Raw genomic sequence first — 1,840 nt, 5'->3', positions numbered from 1 at the left:
GCGTATATATAGGCAACTGATGGAACTAGTTCGCATTCCGAGCGTCACGGGGTCAGAAGATGAAATCGAAATCGCCAGGTTTATATATGAAAGCCTTGCCAAAGAAAACTACTTCAAAGAACATCCGAGTCACCTAACTTTGGTACCGGGTCCTGACGGAAAGCGCATTTCAGTGGTTGCCATGGTTCGGTCTACCGCCGACGTATCAGATACAGTTCTTTTCATCGGTCATTTCGACGTCGTGGGAGCGGAAGTCTACGGAGAGTTGGCTAATAAAGCCTTTGACCCTGAGGCTTTAGAGCGATCCCTTCGTTGTCGCCCGATGGACCAACAGGCCAAAGAAGACCTTGAAAGCGGCAATTGGATCTTCGGACGGGGCGTCATGGACATGAAGTGCGGCGTGGCCATAGAGCTCGATTTGCTAAAGGAGTTTGCTCGTGATCCTTCGCTTTTCGACGTCAACGTCGTCGTTGCCCTGGTGTTTGACGAGGAAGGCTCAAGCCAGGGAATGCTTTCTGTCCTGCCTTTCCTGGTTCAGTTAGCCGAACGCGAAGAGTTGCGCTATATTGGTGCTGTCAACACAGAGCCCACCGATGCCGGCCTTCCCGGAGCACCGGGGCCGGGGTATTTTTTAAGTACCATGGGGAAAGCCCTTGTCATGGTCTACGTGGTAGGCGAGGAAGCTCATGGCGGGAGTTACTACAGAGGACTTAGCGCTGCGCTTGTGCAGGACTTCATCAATTTGGAGCTTGAAGCGCACCCCGAGCTGCGGGATTCTTTCGCAAATAGCGTTACCATACCACCCTTCGTATTGTACTGTGAATGCCGACGTAAGGAAAGCTACTCAATCACCATCCCTCATATGAGCATGGCTTACTACAACGTCTTTACCGTAAGTCGATCGCCCAGTGATGTCCTTAAGATGTTTAAGGAAGCCGCAAGCAAGGGAGCAAAGAAAGCTCTTGAGTACCTCGGAGCTTCGTACAAGGCAATGAAAAACTTCGGGTACACGGGAGCTGCTAAAAGGTACGATGAGGTTTGCATACTAAGCTACGAAGAGCTTCGAAGGCAGGCGTCACGCAATTACCCCGGCGACTTCGAAATAGCGGAACGCGAGATGATCTCAAATCTTAAATCTCCTGATAAGGACCTGCGAGAGCAAGGAATAAATCTCGCAGAATGGATGATCCCCTGGCGAGATCAGCAGGGGCCTGTGGTCATCGTAGGTTTTCTTCCACCCTTCATGCCTCATCGGTCAAGTTACGGCCGAAGTGAGGCCGAGGTGCACTTTCGTCGGGCGGTGGAATCTACGGTATCTTACGCCGAAACGACCTTTGGCAGGGACCTTCAGGAATGTCCCGCCTTCGGCGGGTTGTGCGACTTAAGCTACATCGGTTGCCAAGTCAACGAAGGCGAAAGACAAGTCTTAGAAAACAACATCCCTGGATGGGGGATGCTTTACAGCTTGCCCTTTGAGTCAATGGGAAGGCTTAACATGCCGATCATCAACCTGGGCCCGTTGGGAAGGGGAGCTCATACTTGGGTCGAAAGGCTGGAGCGAGACTATGCCCTGCGGGAGCTTCCGCAGCTGCTGCGACATTTCGTGCGGTCTCTTGCGGTGCAGTCTGGTGGGGATTAGCATTATCAGTTCGTTTTATTGCAAATTAAGCAGGTTATATGAATGTTTTTAGCGCTAGATTTGCTTAATATTTGTAAATTCTTCATAAGTTAATCCGATATCTTTAAAGTTACGTATGATATCATCTGTAAATTTTAGGATGACATCTTTCTAAAGTAATTAGAAAGGTGTCATCGCCCTCTGATAGAATAAAGTTGTCAC

Annotated in this window: 1 protein-coding gene; it reads left to right on the top strand. The window is 49.8% G+C overall.

Annotated features, from left to right (window positions below; translation table 11 throughout):
* Nucleotides 1-1,639: M20/M25/M40 family metallo-hydrolase (locus Q7P41_RS00390; protein ID WP_303881157.1), on the top strand; the 1,639-nt coding region annotated here is incomplete at its 5' end.
* Between the last annotated feature and the right edge of the window lie 201 nt (nucleotides 1,640-1,840).

The organism is Acetomicrobium mobile (assembly GCF_937920065.1).
Note: the sequence above shows the minus strand (reverse complement) of the source record. Positions and strands in the feature narration are given on the sequence as shown.